At 57.5% G+C, this 13,619-nt stretch carries 14 protein-coding genes; 1 reads left to right on the plus strand and 13 read right to left on the minus strand.

Annotated features, from left to right (window positions below):
* From K6117_RS03245 to K6117_RS03300, 12 genes are all read right to left on the minus strand, one after another.
* Nucleotides 1-972, minus strand: a complete 972-nt coding sequence (locus K6117_RS03245; RefSeq protein ID WP_221792288.1) for a type II secretion system F family protein — start codon at nucleotides 970-972, stop codon at nucleotides 1-3.
* Nucleotides 972-1,970, minus strand: a complete 999-nt coding sequence (locus tag K6117_RS03250; RefSeq protein ID WP_221792289.1) for a type II secretion system F family protein — start codon at nucleotides 1,968-1,970, stop codon at nucleotides 972-974. Before K6117_RS03250 ends, K6117_RS03245 begins: the two co-directional genes overlap by 1 nt.
* Nucleotides 1,971-1,974: 4 nt before the next feature.
* Entirely contained in the window at nucleotides 1,975-3,351 is a 1,377-nt protein-coding gene (locus K6117_RS03255) for a TadA family conjugal transfer-associated ATPase (protein WP_425514685.1), read from the minus strand.
* A gap of 2 nt (nucleotides 3,352-3,353) precedes the next feature.
* Entirely contained in the window at nucleotides 3,354-4,559 is a 1,206-nt protein-coding gene (locus tag K6117_RS03260; protein ID WP_221792290.1) for a CpaE/TadZ family protein, read from the minus strand.
* A gap of 10 nt (nucleotides 4,560-4,569) precedes the next feature.
* Nucleotides 4,570-5,193 (minus strand): TadE/TadG family type IV pilus assembly protein, encoded by a 624-nt coding sequence (locus K6117_RS03265; protein ID WP_221792291.1) that lies wholly within the window; start codon nucleotides 5,191-5,193, stop codon nucleotides 4,570-4,572.
* Nucleotides 5,190-5,768 carry a TadE/TadG family type IV pilus assembly protein gene (locus K6117_RS03270; RefSeq protein WP_246604786.1) on the minus strand — a complete coding sequence of 193 codons (579 nt, stop codon included), beginning with the start codon at nucleotides 5,766-5,768 and terminating at the stop codon, nucleotides 5,190-5,192. Before K6117_RS03270 ends, K6117_RS03265 begins: the two co-directional genes overlap by 4 nt.
* On the minus strand, nucleotides 5,765-7,420 hold the full coding sequence (locus K6117_RS03275; RefSeq protein WP_221792292.1) for a pilus assembly protein TadG-related protein: 1,656 nt from the start codon (nucleotides 7,418-7,420) through the stop codon (nucleotides 5,765-5,767). Before K6117_RS03275 ends, K6117_RS03270 begins: the two co-directional genes overlap by 4 nt.
* A gap of 17 nt (nucleotides 7,421-7,437) precedes the next feature.
* Nucleotides 7,438-7,692: a hypothetical protein gene (locus K6117_RS03280; protein ID WP_221792293.1), complete on the minus strand. Its 255-nt coding sequence runs from the start codon at nucleotides 7,690-7,692 to the stop codon at nucleotides 7,438-7,440.
* A 10-nt stretch (nucleotides 7,693-7,702) separates the two neighbouring features.
* A complete protein-coding gene (locus K6117_RS03285; protein ID WP_246604787.1) occupies nucleotides 7,703-9,193 on the minus strand; it encodes a type II and III secretion system protein family protein in 1,491 nt (496 codons plus the stop codon).
* Nucleotides 9,165-10,076, minus strand: a complete 912-nt coding sequence (cpaB, locus tag K6117_RS03290; protein WP_343211747.1) for a Flp pilus assembly protein CpaB — start codon at nucleotides 10,074-10,076, stop codon at nucleotides 9,165-9,167. The genes K6117_RS03285 and cpaB overlap by 29 nt, the downstream gene beginning before the upstream one ends.
* A gap of 160 nt (nucleotides 10,077-10,236) precedes the next feature.
* A complete protein-coding gene (locus K6117_RS03295; protein WP_246604789.1) occupies nucleotides 10,237-10,434 on the minus strand; it encodes a Flp family type IVb pilin in 198 nt (65 codons plus the stop codon).
* Nucleotides 10,435-10,508: 74 nt separating this feature from the next.
* Nucleotides 10,509-10,706 (minus strand): Flp family type IVb pilin, encoded by a 198-nt coding sequence (locus K6117_RS03300; RefSeq protein WP_246604871.1) that lies wholly within the window; start codon nucleotides 10,704-10,706, stop codon nucleotides 10,509-10,511.
* Between the two features lie 587 nt (nucleotides 10,707-11,293).
* Here K6117_RS03300 and K6117_RS03305 point away from each other — a divergent pair.
* Nucleotides 11,294-12,865: a hypothetical protein gene (locus tag K6117_RS03305; RefSeq protein ID WP_221792295.1), complete on the plus strand. Its 1,572-nt coding sequence runs from the start codon at nucleotides 11,294-11,296 to the stop codon at nucleotides 12,863-12,865.
* Here the strand turns inward: K6117_RS03305 and K6117_RS03310 are convergent.
* Nucleotides 12,841-13,611, minus strand: a complete 771-nt coding sequence (locus tag K6117_RS03310; protein ID WP_221792296.1) for a DUF2569 domain-containing protein — start codon at nucleotides 13,609-13,611, stop codon at nucleotides 12,841-12,843. The two genes, K6117_RS03305 and K6117_RS03310, sit on opposite strands and share 25 nt — an antisense overlap.
* Nucleotides 13,612-13,619 lie beyond the last annotated feature (8 nt).

A 13,619-nucleotide genomic window follows, 5' to 3' on the forward strand; every position in this document is an offset into this window, starting at 1 on the left:
TCAGTTACCTCCCATGGCGGGAATCAATTGACGGATAACGCGAATGGCGGCGGGCAGCATCAGCACCCCGATCATCACCGGCAACATGCACGCCACCAGCGGAATTGACAGCAGCACCGGCAGGCGATGGGCCTTTTCTTCTGCCCGCATCCGGCGTCTTTCACGCATTTCGGCGGAATAGATCCGCAATGTCGTGCCGATGCTTGAACCGAGCTTATCGGATTGGATAAGCAGGGTCACAAACGCCTTGATTTCATCGACCTGTGCGCGGTCCGCCATGCGGCGCAAGGCTTCTTCCCGGCTGCGACCCGCGCGCATTTCCAGCACGATCGTCGCCAGCATTTCGGAAATCAGCGGGTGCGAAAGGGCCATTTCACGCCCGACCCGATCAAATGCAGCCTCCATGCCAAGACCCGCCTCGATGCACACCAGCAACAGATCAAGCGCATCGGGAAAACCATTGGTGATCTGATGACGCCGCCGGTCTGCCCGCGCCGAGACCCAGACATTGGGGATATACAGGCCGAACAACGCGGAAATCGCGCCCATGAAGTACAGCTTGATAATCGACGGCGGATTTTGCGACAGCAGTGCCAGCGTCAGGACCAAGGCAGGGAATGACAAGGTCGTGACGATACGGATCAGCGTGTACCAGCGCGACGCATAAGGCGAGGTATAGCCCGCCGCGATCATCTTGGCCCGCAAACTGTCTTCACGCGTATCCGCAAGCGACAGACCGCCTTGTTCGATCTTGTCGATCAAGCTTGTCCAGATATTCTTGGTTACTTCGCTGCGCAGCGTCGCCGAACCGCCAAAACTATCTTCCAACATGGTTTCGGCCACGCGCCGTTGCACGGCCAGACGCCGGGAAATCGCGCCACTGGCAACGACAACGAGAAGCACGACAACGACAAAAATCGCCAATAACAGCGCTACCCTGTCCCATCCGAATGCGGTGATACTCGCCATCATCAGACCTCCAGGTTAATCATGCGACGGATTGTGAAATAGCCGATCAGATACAATATCAGCAGCCCGCCAAATCCCGGAATAAACGCCGGATCGTCCGCCACATCGAGGTAAAAGGACGAATTGAGCATGAACAACGCCGAAAATGCCATGATCGGCAGGCCGGTCAGGATCACCGCCGTCATCCGGCCTTCGGAACTGAGCGCGCGCACCTTCATGAACATCGATGCGCGATCACGGATCACTGAAGCGAGATTTTCGAGGATTTCCGCAAGATTACCGCCCGTTTCCCGCTGGATCGACAGGCTGACGACGAACATCTGCATGTCCTGCAATTCCCAGCGATCCGCCATCGACTGCAACGCATCCGACAATTCCGCGCCATAAGTGACTTCATCGACGACAAGGCCGAACTCGCTGCCGATCGGATCGGACATTTCCGTGGTCAGCAGATCAAGCGCGGACGCAATCGGATGGCCGGCGCGCAAACCGCGCACAAACACATCAAGTGCCACCGGGAATTGCGCTTCCACCTTTTTGCGCCGCTTTGCCGCGATCCGCGACAACACCATCATTGGCAAGATCACCGAGACCGCCAAGGCGAAGCTGGCCACCATCACAAAGGTACCAAGCGACATCTGGCGACCCCCGCTAAAGGTCAGCAGGCTGACGCTCCCGATAATCGCCAGCATCCCGCCTACCATCAACAGCAGGATAAAGATCGGCTGGAAATTCAGGCCCGCCGCATGCAGCATATGGGCAAGACGATGCTCGAAGCCATCGAAAGGCGCAGGCAGCACCGTCGGCGCAGCGGTATCGAGCCGCAATTTGGACGTCACGGCCTCGCGGGCCATCCCCCCTTCGATCAACTTCAATCGCCGGTTGACCGCCCGTTCGCTGTAATTGCGACCGCGATACCAGCTCAGCAACGCCTCGCTGGACAGCATCACCGCCATAAAAAGCAAGATCAGGATCGCAAGGCGCAGCATGTCTGTGGTCATGGCGTTAGAACTTCTGATCGGGGCGGAAAAGTTCCGCCGGCAGGTTGATGCCACGGTCATGCAATTCGGTCATGAACTTCGGTCGAATGCCCGTCGCTTCGAAATGGCCGAGAACGGAACCGTCATCGGCGCGCCCAGTCAGCTTATACCGGAAGATGTCCTGCATCGTGATGACCTCCCCTTCCATGCCGGTCAGTTCCGACAGGCTGATGACCCGGCGCTTGCCGTCCGGCAGACGGGCGACCTGCACCACGATGTTCAAGGCCGAGGCGATCTGGTTGCGTGCGGAACGCGGCGCAATGTCGATCCCGCTCATCCCGATCATCTGTTCGATACGGGTCAATGCATCGCGGGCGGTATTGGCGTGGACGGTGGTCATCGACCCGTCATGGCCGGTGTTCATCGCCTGCAACATGTCGAACGCCTCGCCGGCGCGAACTTCACCGATGATGATACGATCAGGCCGCATACGCAGCGCATTCTTCACAAGATCGCGCTGGGTGACCTCGCCCTTGCCTTCGATATTGGGCGGGCGGGTTTCAAGCCGGACAACATGGCGTTGTTGCAGCTGCAATTCCGCCGAATCTTCGATCGTGACGATGCGTTCGCGGCCATCGATATAGGCAGACATCGCGTTCAGCAGCGTCGTCTTACCGGAACCGGTACCGCCGGAAATAAGCACGTTGCGTCGTCCTGCGACGATGCCCTGCATGACCTGCGCCATCGGTTCCGGCACGCTGCCGAATTCGATCAGCTTTTCCATGCGGATCGGGACTTTGGCGAATTTACGGATCGAGAGCGACGACCCATCGACCGCCAAAGGCGGAATCACGGCATTAACGCGCGAGCCATCGGAAAGTCGGGCATCGCACAATGGCGCGGACTCATCGATGCGACGGCCCACCGCCGACACGATCTTCTGGATGATCCGCAGCAAATGGCGTTCATCCTTGAACCGGACATGGGTTTCTTCCAACCGGCCCCCGCGTTCAACGAACACGGTATTATAGCCGTTGACGAGAATATCGGTGATGCTCGGGTCCTTGAGCAAAGGCTCCAACGGCCCGAGACCCAGCAATTCATCCAGCACGTCCGAAACCAATTGGCGACGCTCTTCCAGATTAAGCGCGTGGTGCTGTTTCGCGAGCTGTTCTTGGACGATATCGCCGATTTCGGACTCGACCTGCGCGCGCGACATGGTTTCAAGCGCCGACAGGTTAATCAGATCAAGGAGCTGACGGTGGATTTCCACCTTGAGATCAATCGTCGCACGATCGACGCCCGACCCACGCGCGACGCCGTTCTGCATCACCGTCGGCCGAACAGCCGGTTCATTGTCGATGGGCGGAGAATTTTCGCCCGGCTTCTTGATCTGCCACATGCTCATTCGCTGCGTCCTAACATTTCATCGCATCCTTCCAGCATGGTCACCAGATCCTTGGCCACCTTGCTTTTTGATTTGATGTCACCGATCAACACCCCTTGATCCTGCGCCGTGCAGAGCAACGGGAAGTCATTTTCAATCGAATAATGCACCGGATGCTTCAACGCCTGTTCGGCATCGGCGAGGCTGATGGTGCGGAACAGGCGCTTTTGCACGCGATTGGCGACGATCATCACCGGCACCTTTTGCAGACCCTGGCTCGCCAGCAAATTGAGCTGACGGCGCGCCTGACGCAGGCTCGCCACGGTCAGCTCGATCACCAAGATGATCAGGTCTGTCCGCCCGATCAGCGACAAGGACCAGTTCGTCCAATTGCACGGCAAATCGAGGAAGACCGTGCGAAATTCGCGGGCTGCCAGATCGACCAGATTGAAAATCTGATCGGTGCTGACCGCTTCCAATGGCATGATGTCCGGCGGCGCAGCCACTACCCGGACGCCCAATGGCCCCTTGGCGCAGGCCGCAAGCAGCATATCGCGATCAAGGCGCGGACCGGCTTCGATCATATCCGCCACCGTCAGCGATGGATTAAGACCTAGATAGGTCGCCGCATTGCCGAACTGGAGATCGAGATCGATGATACAGGCCTCACGCGACAGGTCTTCATCGCGATGCGCTTGCAACGCGCCCGCCTGCGTCACCAATGTCGTCACGCCCACGCCGCCCACGCTTGGGATGATCGCCACGACCTTGCCAAGCTGATGATCCGCAACCGCCTCTTCCTGCATGGAATCGCGAATCTGGTGCAATACCTGCTCCAGTTCGTCGCGCATCAGCGGCAAGGTCAGCACATCGGTCAGGCCATTGCGCATCAACAGGCGCACAACGGCAATCGATGGATCGCGGACCAATGCAATGATGCGCCCGTTCGGCACATCTTCGCACAGGCTGACCAACCGTTGCATCGACGCCGGATCATCCTGACGCAGTTCGACCAGCAACACCTGCGACGATGCGACATCATCCACCGGAATCTTGGCCGCGGCATCAATCGCATGCGCAATGATCGTGAAACCCGCAATGTCAGTCCCAATGACATTGAGTTCCGCGATCTCCTGCGCAGACATCAGCATCCGCGCCACCGATTGTTCGCGATGAACGTTGAAGTTCTGGCCGTTAATGTCGCGTTCTCCCATTTTAGTCACAACATGTCCCTTAATTCGATACCGCGCCCGACGCGTCTTCCATCGTCAACGACGACTGAAAAAGGCCATCAGACAAAGTAATCCCTGTACTTCCAAACAACGTATACAACATTGGTGTGTAGACCAGTCCCGTAATGCCGACAGTCACCAGCGGAGAAACATCGGGCATGGTCGTACTGGGATTTCCTGCATATCCCAGACCCGATGGCGAATATTGCACCACTACATTTGCGACCTGCAGTTCCGGCAATATCAATTTCATGTGATCATATATTTTGGTGAAAGCGGCATTGTCCGCTGCTGTGCCCCAACCGCACGTACCCGTATCGCAGGTGCAACCCGTGCTGGTGCAGGTCATCCGGCCATAAGCCGTATCGGGAATGAGATCGCCCTGCGTCAGGCCACCGACACCGTTAAAATTATAGCCCGCAAGGCCCGTCGGCACCGGCTTGGTCACGACGGCATAGCGCACGCCGAATTGGGTGGCTTTTTCCGCCTTGTTCCAAAACCACATCAGCCGCCCGACCTCGATGATCCCTAACAAGAACAGCAACAATACGGGCAGCACGAGCGCGAACTCCGCCGCCGTGGCACCGCTGCGCGAACGCCGCAGACGAGAGAGGAAGCCGCTCATAACCCCATCACCGCCGCTTCGGATTCCGCCCGCATATAGAGCGTCGTCGCATTGAAACCGATGGTGTTGAACAAGGACTGATATTTCACGTCTGCCGACACCCGTACCGTAGGCACGCCGCCCGGCGCCCCTTTATAAATTCCGCTGTAATTAGTGATCGGCGTGCATTTCACCGCCAAATTGACCGCTGTATTGGGGCTGTCATAGGTCGTCGTCCAATAGGCAAGACGTGGGCTGTCCTTCGAGTCCGTCGCGACCGGGTGCAGCTTGCCCGTCCGGGTGACATCGCTCACATTGGTCTGCAAGGTCGCCGCCGTTACACCCGCCGCATCGACGACGGTGCCAGTGGCCGATCCGGTCGGGCAGCTATAATGGCCAAAGCCCTGCCGCGCCGCATAACGCGCGCCATCGCGCACGGCCTTCACCACGACATGCTGGCTGTAGAAATAATTGCCAAGGTCGAACGCACCGAACATAATGATCATCAACAACGGCGTCACCAGCGCCATTTCCGCCCCGGCTGTGCCGGTGCGGTCGGACCAGAGCGACAAAAAGGCGCGAACATCGCCCATCATCGGATCAAATACGGCATATCGCGCCGTATCACCTGACCTGCAGTCGCGCCCGATGCCCCGGCAGTCGCTTCTTCAATGACCTCGACATAAATGTCGCCAGCCTGTGTACGCCCCGTTCGATTGACCGATGGCTCGGTCAGGAATACATCGATCCAGGTTTCGACCGGGACGTTGGTTGAACTGCCGTTGACGCTATTGGCAAGGCAATTGACGACCGCGACCGACAAACGCCTGCGATCAACCACACTGCCGCCCGGCACTGTGCCTGTGCCATATCCCTTGATATCGCTGCATACAGAGGCATTATACGCACGTAATTCATTTGCACCATTACCGACGCCGGTGCCGCGACCAGACGTACTGAGGATCGCTCGCCCACCTACTGTTTCCCCACGATGGAGAATTTCCCAAACATACACATCATAACGGGTGGGATTGGATGGCAAGGGATTAAGAGCCGTATTGGTATTGGTCTGCCATGCGCTGGCAGTCGCCCAACCATAATTCGTCTTAAAATAAGCGTCTCGATCCCATATCCCACTACCAACAGCAGTCGTACATGCACCGGCAGCGCCAGAATCAATCGCATGACAAATGTCGCGCGGATAGCCCATTGCCTTTGGCGCATTCATCCCCTGAGCTGCGAGCGTCTGGTTCGTCGTTGGCCAATATACATCTGCGCTGGTGGTACCCACCTCTTTCCAGCCATTATTGCCAAGGGTGCAACTGGCGGCATTATTGCCCTGCGCGCGCACCAGATCCTTGGTCGAATTGATCGATGCAGGACAATTGCCGCCCGAGGGGCAACCTGCGCCAGCGCCATTATCGTAAATATCAAAACGGGTGTTGAGCGCATCCGTCACGGTAACGGTCACCCCCGGCTTGGTATCAACGCCAGTTTCAGGCAAACATTGCCCCGGCGGCGTGTCCCAACCAAGCGCCTCGCGAATACCCGGTGCGCCACTGCTGCCGCCATTGGTGTTGAGATAGCCGTAATTCCCCGGCGCCCATCCACCACCCCCAGTTGACACCAGCTTGAGGCCCTTGCCGACCAGCGCGCCCACATTGAAACTGGTATTGCCCCCGGTTTCTTGCGGGTTGCAGATCATGACCGGCGGCACCTTGCAAATCGCTGCGCCAAGTCCGGCGACGGCCTCCGCCGACATGTTACCGGAATCCATCAGTGCCATCACCGGCGTCAACGCATAAACGGCCTTGCGGGAGGCAACCGTCACCCATGCAACCTTGGTGTCCGCATCACCGGCAGCCACAGTACAGGCCGCAGTCGTGTCGACGACCGCATCGTTGAACGCGCTACAAAAAGTGACAGATTGAATCGTAACCGCGAACGCATTGCCGTCATTGGCGAATACTGCGAGATTTTGGACCAATTGGCTGGCGGCATTGGTCGCCCGCGCCTGTGCGCCAAGTTCGGCAGTGGCGGTATCGGCCACAATCCCGTCAAGCTGGCTGGCCGCGGCCAATGCCGCCTGATCCGCCGCATTCTGGAGTTCGGTATCCAGCGCCGCCATTCGGGCATAATCGAACGCCAGACCGCCCGCCGCGATCAAGCCGAACAGGGCAAGCGCGACCGTCGGCGCAACTGCAGCCCTCTCGTCCTGCCAGCCCCGCTTGATCCAGCCCCGTAACATGAACGAAAAACTCCCGATTATTTGGAACTCACTGCTTCTGTCGTCTTGACGGAAACAGTCTGCTTGACCGCACCCTTTTTGTAACGCTCGACGGCCTTGCCGATGACTTCGCCATCGCCACCTTCCATCGGCGTACCTTGATATTGCGGGTCCGGATCGATGACCTGCATCGCCACATTGTGTCGCACGGCACCGCCAAATGTCGTGTCATTCGCGGTGCAGGCCGCAAGCGGCACCAGCATGAGCGCAACGGCCAGATTTCTGATGTTCATTGCCTGACTCCTAGAATTCATGGCCGACCGGGCCGTCCAGCCCCGTCTTCGGATTGCCCTGCCCAGCAGGTGCCGGAACCGGTGCTGGTGCGACCGCGCCAGATTTCGACATACGCTGTTCCGGCGGCGGTGCATTGGGATCAAGCGGATTGATGCCCACCGCCGTATCTGTCCGACCCAACAGGAAAAGGTCGAGCTCATGCGGATTGCCCACTCGGTCGGTCGGCAGTTGGACGTCTTCTGGCTTCATCGGTCGCACCAGACGTGGCGTCACGATGATGACCAGTTCGGTTTCGCTCTTCTGGAACCCGGTCGAACGGAACAATGAACCAAGGATCGGAATTGACCCAAGGATCGGCATCTGGCGCATGGTATCGTTGAAATCATTGCGCAACAGGCCCGCAATCACAAAGGACTGGCCATCGCGCAATTCGACCGTTGTCTTGGCACGGCGAGTCTGAAGACCCGGCACGTTCAAGCCATTAACAGTGACAGAGGCGGATGGATCGATCGAGCTGACTTCCGGTTCGACCACCATGTTGATGATGCCATCGTCCAGCACGGTCGGGGTAAAGCCAAGGCCAACGCCAAACGGCTTGAATTCAACCGTGATGGAGCCGCCACCGCTACCACCATTACTATTATCCTGCGATACAGGCACCGGGAATTCGCCACCTGCAAGGAAGGATGCGGTTTCACCCGACAAGGCGATCAATGTCGGCTCTGCCAGCGTCTTGACCAGACCCTTGCGCTCCAACGCATCCAGCGTCGAAAACAGCTTCAAACTGCCGATTGAATAGGCCACTGACCCCGCACCAAAGGCGCTGTTCAACGTGGAAGACAGATCGACGCCATCGCCAATCACACCCGACACTTTATTGCCTTCAAAGCTGTGATTGAGGCCGATTTGCTTGCCGACGGTGCGGTTCACTTCCGAAAAGCGGACCTCCAGCATCACCTGTTGCGAGGCGCCGATCGACAGCATGTTGACGACCTTGTCACCGGCATAGGTGCCGGCGATCTGGCGGGCGCGGTCGATGGCAGGGCCGCTCGATACGACGCCCGACAGTACGACGGACTCGTTCGACATCCGCACCGCGATCTTCTCATTCGGCATCAGATCGGACAATTGGCGACGCAGCGACACGACATCCGGGCCGACCGTCACATCCACGACCGAGGTCAGTGTGCTGCCCTGATACAGCATCAAGGTCGTCGTCCCGGCCTTTTTACCAAGGACATAAAGCGACTTGTTGCTCATCGGCATGATGTCGGCAATGTCGGGATTGCCAATCATCGCCTTGGTGAATGGGGTGTCGGCGCGCAGCACCTGACTTTTGTTGACCGGCACATCAAGCTGGCCGGAATGCAGCGCCCCGGCGTCGCCGCCAATGGCCTGCACGCCAGATGCCATGATCGGCGACAGCGGCAACGCGGTGGCAGCCATCAAGAGCGCCACGCGGGCGAAGGACTTAGAACCCTGCATGACGACGAACCTCATAGCTGGTGTTGGTCGTGCCGCGCACAACCTGAACGGTGACTTGGTTGGACGGCTTGCGACGCACGGCCTTTGCCGGACGCCATGCCGGGCTGGCGGACGTCGTAGTCATGCTGGGCGCGCTTGGCACAAAGGCTGGCCCTGCATTGCGGAAACCGCCGCCATAGGCCCCATCGCGCAGGTCTTCGACACTGACCGTTGTCACGATGTTCGGCGTATCTTTCTTCGCTTCGCCCGATTTGCGCAGGACGAGGCTCAACGCCCCGGCCCGCTCACCCAGCGCGAGCTTCTGCGCATCGACCTGGCTCACTTCCAGCGTAGCCGTTCGGGAGACAACCGGCTTTTGGGTGTTTTCGCTGGCGTTCTGATCCATCGCGAGAACACGCACCTGCTGCAACAACACATCGGTGACTTCGCCCGAAGACCCATCGGTCGACGGCATCGTCCGCGTAATCAGCACATCGACGATTTCACCCGGCACAACGAACCCGGCCACGGCGGAAGCTTCGCTCACCCGCACGGACACAGCGCGCATGTCAGGATGCAGCAATGCCGACAATGATGCCCGACCATTTTCGCCGGAGACGCGGGAAGCGAGGATCACCTCGTTCACCGCAATCGGGCGGATCGCCACGCGTGGCTTGTTCATCGGCAACAATTCGGCCATCGAACCGAACGCGCCTTGGGGCAGATTGGCCGCCGGCATATCGACGATCTGGACCATTTCAGGGGTGATTTCCGTCCCATAGTCCATTTCGACCCGCGCCACGGCCACTTTGGCCATGGTCGGCGCAGCAACCTGCTGCTGTTTCTGCTCGACGCCGCCCAGCCAGATATTGGCCAGGTAAACGGCAACAAGCCCCAGCACGATGGCAAGGGCTATCACGATCAATGATCGTTGCTGTGGCATGGTGACGCTTTCCCCCGAAATGCGTGAAGGCCGAAGCCGACATCGAATAGCTATAGAAGTTTATAGCCACCCCAAAATACTACTAAATAATCAAAAGGGTGTTACATCGTTAAACTGCATGCAACACCCCAACAGATTACTGACAGGCAGCATTTCTACCAGCGGAATCAGCAGAAATACAATTCGATGACTTATTCATCGCATTAGCGATAGAGCCACCTAGAACAACTGCCGCCAGCGCAATGCCGGTGCCGACAATCGCGAGGATCAGCGCATATTCAGCTGCCGATGCGCCGCTTTGATCGTTCCACATATTCTTGAGAAAATTTTTCATCTTACTCTTCTCCACATACAGCTAGTTAATCAAAAGGGTGCCGCAGCATTAAATAACATGCAGCACCCCCAAGATTATTGGCAAGCAGCGTTTCTTGTTGCTGTAGTAGCAGAAATACAATTCGATGACTTATTCATCGCATTACCGATAGAGCCACCAAGAACAACCGCCGCCAGCGCAATGCCGGTGCCGACAATCGCGAGGATCAGCGCATATTCAGCTGCCGATGCGCCGCTTTGATCATTCCACATATTTTTGAGAAAAGACTTCATCATCACACTCCCTGTTTCGTCCCCACCCGAAAAAATCCGAGTAATAAAAAGCAGTTGAGATGTGCCAGGGCCATCGACCTTGCGCGACCCGGTTGCCCCCTATTTTGAGATGGGAGCTTGCCGGCCAAAGACGGAAAACACATCATTGCTTGCCACGAAAAAGCGCCGAAATGGCTCAAGTGTCAATAAATAAATTTTTAATTGCTTGTTTTCAATAATTTAATATTTGTCGAAAATAGTATTTTACATTTTTTGTAGTTAATTCAACGATTTCAATCTGCGACCGCGCCCTTGCTTTCAACTGGATTGATTCGGACCTTCAACCCGATATTAACTATCGCCGTCGCGGATGTTCATACATCAAAAATTGACACGAATTGTCAGGGCCAAACAATATCGCCTCCCCATAGCCAGCATGATTTTACAGTACCAAGAAATCGAACACGCCGCCAAAGAAGCCATTCCCCAGCTGCAGATTTCATGTTTATAGGTCTGATTTAAAGATTTACGCCTTAGAGGCATTTTTTAAGACCGCCCGGCGTATCGCAGATGGCAATGACGCAGGCTCGGGGGAAATGGATCATTTGATGCCGGTTTCAATTCAACACGCACCCGAACAGGCGATGGCGGACAACATTGTCGCCCAACCTCAGCCTAAAACCCTGTCTTCGACCAATGGGCTGATATTGACGTTTCTCTCCGCGCTGATCGCGGCGACGGTATTCATGTTCCACCCCAATGTCCTGCAAGATGGCGATACGGGCTGGCATCTCGCTGCCGGGCGCTACATCATTGAACATCTGCAAATCCCCAGTACCGACCCCTTTTCCTACACCTTTCATGGTCGTCCATGGGTGGCCCATGAATGGTTGGCCGAAGTCGTGATGCATGGCATTTTTGCGACATTGGGCTGGCCGGGGCTGATGCTTGTCTTCGGTCTTTTTTTTGGGCTGGTGATCGCCATCATCTCGCTCTACGCACAGCGTTGGCTGACGCCGGTAACCGCCACCAGCATCGCCGCCTTATGCTTTTTCGGCTTATTGCCCGCCACCTTGGTCCGGCCGCATGTGCTCGTCTGGGTGTTTCTCGCCTGTTGGGTCGTGGCGATGCTGCGCGCGCGGGAGCGGAACACGGCACCAAGCTTGTGGTTGGCAATGATGATGCTGGCATGGGCCAATCTGCATGGCAGCTATGCTATCGGCCTGTTCCTGTCGGCAGTCTTTGCGCTGGATGCGCTGGTATCGACCCCAAGGCCATCGCCAAGGTCGGCCTATATCGAGATCATCAAGCAATGGGCGCTGTTCGGCCTTGTCTGCCTGTTGGCGGCCATCGCGACCCCCTCGGGGGTAGAAGGGCTGATGTTCCCCTTGACCGTATCGACGATGAAGACATTGTCGATGATCTCCGAATGGCATAGCACCAATTTTACCAGCATCAGCTATTTCAGCTTCGCGTTGTATCTCGGGTTGTTTGCCTGTTTATTCCGCAACGTGCGGATACCGGTTGTCCGTTTATTGCTGATCATTTTCCTGCTGCATATGGCACTGACCCATGTGCGCCATCAGGCGGTTTTCCTGATTGTCACCAGCCTGATCCTGATCGAACCATTGGGCCGCGCCTATCTCCGCGAGGGCGAGCTGCCCCGGCCCGATATTCTCTCGACCGTCGCGCGGCATTGGCATCACTATCGCTGGTTATTGGCCGCGTTGGCATTGGCGCCCACGGGCCTGATCTTTGCTAGGCTCCTGACCCCGATGCAACGCCCGGACAGCGACGGCTCCCCTTCCAAGGCGATTTCCAAGCTCCCCGCCGCCTTGCGGACACAGCCCGGATTCAATGAATATGGCAAGGGCGGGGCATTGATCTACGCGGGCATCCCTGTGTTCATCGACGGGCGCGCCGATATGTATGGCGACAAGTTCATGCAAGAATATTTCGATATCACCAGTGCCGACGACCTTCGCAAATGGCGGGTCGCGGACAAGAAATGGCATTTCCGTTGGAGCCTCCTGCCGCCGGAACACAAGCTCACCAAATATATGGATCGCGAACCCGGCTGGAAGCGTTTTTACGCGGATAAATGGGCCGTCATCCACATACGGCAGGAGCCGATCAAGGCGTCAGCCAAGGCCGATCAGATCCGCACCCGGTTACGATAGGTCAGGTTCACCCGGTCCGACATGATGAGATAGGGCAGCCACAAGGCAATGCCGATCCCTGCCTTTTGGATATTGCCCTCCAGCATCAGGCTGAGTGCGGCATTGATCGACCCCGGCATCTGCTGACCAGATACGAGCTGACCGATTGCCAGCTGCGTCAAGAGGTCAACACCCCATACGATGCCGAGGAAGCGCGGAAACCAGGGGACAAGCCGCAACGCCATCACAAAGGCAACGGCATAAAGGCTGGAGGTCATGACGATATCCGCCGTCATCGCATAAACGGCCATGCGCAAGGAGTCGGAAGCGGCGGTATCAAGCGCCGGCATGGCGACAAGAAATTCAAACGTCCGCACCGGGACATTGAGCAAAATGCCGAGCAGCAACAGCGCCATCAGCCCTGCCGCGCCGAATTGCGGCAGGCGGCGCACCTTGACGCAATCAAGTTGCGCCCAGCGGCCATAGCGCGACAACCGGATTTCCGGCTGCGTGTATAGCGCCCCAGAAGGAAAGAGACGGAGCGCCAGCAGCATCGCCACCACCGGGCCACCCACGACAAGCACATAAGGCAAGGCCACCGTCCAATGCGCGTCATTGACAGGCGCATCCGGCAGGCCGATCCGCATGACGCATGCCATGCTGGCAACCACTACCCAGACGAGCAGGATCACAGGCATCTCGGCATCAAGTGAACGCACGACCGCAACGCTGCGGCGGGTCAGACTCGATGTGAACCGGTCAATCATGGCGGCCA

This window comes from Alteraquisediminimonas sediminicola (assembly GCF_019740335.1).
Taxonomy (GTDB): Bacteria; Pseudomonadota; Alphaproteobacteria; order Sphingomonadales; family Sphingomonadaceae; genus Alteraquisediminimonas; species Alteraquisediminimonas sediminicola.

What these genes read in the sequence shown, in the direction of transcription:
- K6117_RS03245 (WP_221792288.1), bottom strand. Translation starts at nt 972, where the DNA reads ATGATGGCGAGTATCACCGCATTCGGATGGGACAGGGTAGCGCTGTTA.
- K6117_RS03250 (WP_221792289.1), bottom strand. Translation starts at nt 1,970, where the DNA reads ATGACCACAGACATGCTGCGCCTTGCGATCCTGATCTTGCTTTTTATG.
- K6117_RS03255 (WP_425514685.1), bottom strand. Translation starts at nt 3,351, where the DNA reads ATGTGGCAGATCAAGAAGCCGGGCGAAAATTCTCCGCCCATCGACAAT.
- K6117_RS03265 (WP_221792291.1), bottom strand. Translation starts at nt 5,193, where the DNA reads ATGAGCGGCTTCCTCTCTCGTCTGCGGCGTTCGCGCAGCGGTGCCACG.
- K6117_RS03270 (WP_246604786.1), bottom strand. Translation starts at nt 5,768, where the DNA reads ATGATGGGCGATGTTCGCGCCTTTTTGTCGCTCTGGTCCGACCGCACC.
- K6117_RS03275 (WP_221792292.1), bottom strand. Translation starts at nt 7,420, where the DNA reads ATGTTACGGGGCTGGATCAAGCGGGGCTGGCAGGACGAGAGGGCTGCA.
- K6117_RS03280 (WP_221792293.1), bottom strand. Translation starts at nt 7,692, where the DNA reads ATGAACATCAGAAATCTGGCCGTTGCGCTCATGCTGGTGCCGCTTGCG.
- K6117_RS03285 (WP_246604787.1), bottom strand. Translation starts at nt 9,193, where the DNA reads ATGAGGTTCGTCGTCATGCAGGGTTCTAAGTCCTTCGCCCGCGTGGCG.
- K6117_RS03295 (WP_246604789.1), bottom strand. Translation starts at nt 10,434, where the DNA reads ATGAAAAATTTTCTCAAGAATATGTGGAACGATCAAAGCGGCGCATCG.
- K6117_RS03300 (WP_246604871.1), bottom strand. Translation starts at nt 10,706, where the DNA reads ATGAAGTCTTTTCTCAAAAATATGTGGAATGATCAAAGCGGCGCATCG.
- K6117_RS03305 (WP_221792295.1), top strand. Translation starts at nt 11,294, where the DNA reads ATGCCGGTTTCAATTCAACACGCACCCGAACAGGCGATGGCGGACAAC.
- K6117_RS03310 (WP_221792296.1), bottom strand. Translation starts at nt 13,611, where the DNA reads ATGATTGACCGGTTCACATCGAGTCTGACCCGCCGCAGCGTTGCGGTC.